We start from the raw sequence: 1,830 nt of genomic DNA, 5'->3' as shown, positions 1-1,830 counted from the left end.
TCGCCCCTATGAAGCCAGAGTTTCAAACGGATCTGATACCAATTGTGCCGAGTAACTGGCTCTCCGCTTCCTGGCAAGTCCTCAATAATTTCAATTCCGGTACGCATCTTTCTGACTTCTAACGCCGCCAGCACAGGCCGGAGCTGTGTTGCTTGGTTTGTGCTAGCGTAGCGTTAAAGTACAAACCAAGCAACACAGCGGAGGTCCAGCCCACGAAGTGGGCGATTGTGCCTGGCCTTGTTATAACCTTTGCACTCAAAGGCCAAACACTCCAAAAAAAACCAAAAACGCACCAACAATGGACCATAAAGAATTTAAAAATATGCTCCACCAATTCCTACTGATAGTATCTGTTACGATACACCTACAATATAAATATTGTCCCATGAGAATATAAATACCAACTAGAAGCATCAATTCAAACACTGGCAGCTTTGCTATGTACGACCCTTCATATCCAGCTTCGGGATGAATTGAAAAGTGCATCGCCCATAAAAAGAAAACAAAATAGAAAATGGATAGTACGATTCCTATTAATTTTACAATCTTAATTTTCTTGGCATCGATGTGCATATTTGGTAAGTATTTAGTTATAACGCCCGGCACAGAGGTAGTTTTGGAGTGGAACGGTTTGAGTTTGAGGGTCAAGCCTTACATTTGACAGTCGGTGTAAAATGTAAGGCCTGACCCCTTGACCCGGTATGACCCCTTGACCCGGTATACGGTTAACTGATGCAGACGGCCAACATTATGGCGATCAGCATTAATATTATTAAATTCAGGTAACTCTGGGGAGGTTTCTGTAAATTGGTTTATTGCAATCGGAGCTAATCGTGATGATCGAGCTCTACGAACAGCGCCCACCTGTGCTAAGTGCGGAAGATTTGAATATATTAGGTTTGCCATTCGACGAATATCATCATCTACAGGTCTGACTGCTAACACCTCCAAAAACCTTTGATATTCAGCGATAACGCTAGCCATATTACTTCCTTATAGTTCGAATGTTAGTTTTCGACTGCAGAGGCTATGAAGGCACATAACGCCTCAAGAACCGGCGCAGTTTACTGCGTCCGGTTGCTTGACTTGTTAAAAGTTGATTGCTCCAAACGTTCAGCAAGCCATACCTTGATAATGGACTGGCGCGTGACACCTAGACGTGAAGCTTCTTTATCGAGGGACTCAATCATCCAGGTTGGAAAATCAACGTTGACTCGCTTCTGAGTTTGATTGGGGCGTTTTATTGTTGATAGATCAAGCTCATCGACGATATCCGATTGGTTATCGTCGAATTTCTTATCCAGTGATTTAGCTTTCATACAGTGCCACCTCAGCTTCCCGGGACCGCCTGACAGATATAATCCGAATCTTATCCTCACGGTAGGTAATAATGGCAGACCAATGCTTCCCGCCGATCATGCCGACCACCAAGGCCCTGGGCTCGTCCTCTGACTTAGCCATAATTTCAATAAAATCAGGGTCTTGCCAGACAGCTTGGGCTTGAACAAAGTCAATCCCATGCTTTTTCTGGTTAGATTCACTCTTCTTTGGGTCAAATTCAAAAGAATACATAGGTATAGAAAATATACCTTTATGGAGGGACTGGCAAGATGTAATTTTAGACTTTTAACGCCCCGCTAAACGGCGAGCGGTAGCGAGCCCGGTGGAGGCCGCGCTTTTTGTGGCCGTAACGAATTTGAGCGGCTTGTATGGTCAAATTTCCCCATTAATTAACATTCCTTTAAAGTGAAGCCCCATAACTAGCGGCAACTAGTTATCGGAGTCCCAGCCCGATGATGCACAGATCCTAGAGATCGTTAACAAGCGTGG

Annotated in this window: 2 protein-coding genes; both read right to left on the bottom strand. The window is 44.4% G+C overall.

The window, feature by feature from the left end; all coding sequences use genetic code 11:
- Positions 1-1,064 precede the first annotated feature (1,064 nt).
- Entirely contained in the window at positions 1,065-1,319 is a 255-nt protein-coding gene (brnA, locus tag SBL51_RS23185; protein WP_317933583.1) for a type II toxin-antitoxin system BrnA family antitoxin, read from the bottom strand.
- Positions 1,309-1,572 (bottom strand): BrnT family toxin, encoded by a 264-nt coding sequence (locus tag SBL51_RS23180; RefSeq protein WP_317933582.1) that lies wholly within the window; start codon positions 1,570-1,572, stop codon positions 1,309-1,311. Before SBL51_RS23180 ends, brnA begins: the two co-directional genes overlap by 11 nt.
- Positions 1,573-1,830 lie beyond the last annotated feature (258 nt).

The sequence above is a fragment of the Halioxenophilus sp. WMMB6 genome (genome assembly GCF_033283405.1).
Classification (GTDB): domain Bacteria; phylum Pseudomonadota; class Gammaproteobacteria; order Pseudomonadales; family Cellvibrionaceae; genus Halioxenophilus.
This window is presented reverse-complemented; position numbering and strand designations above follow the sequence as displayed.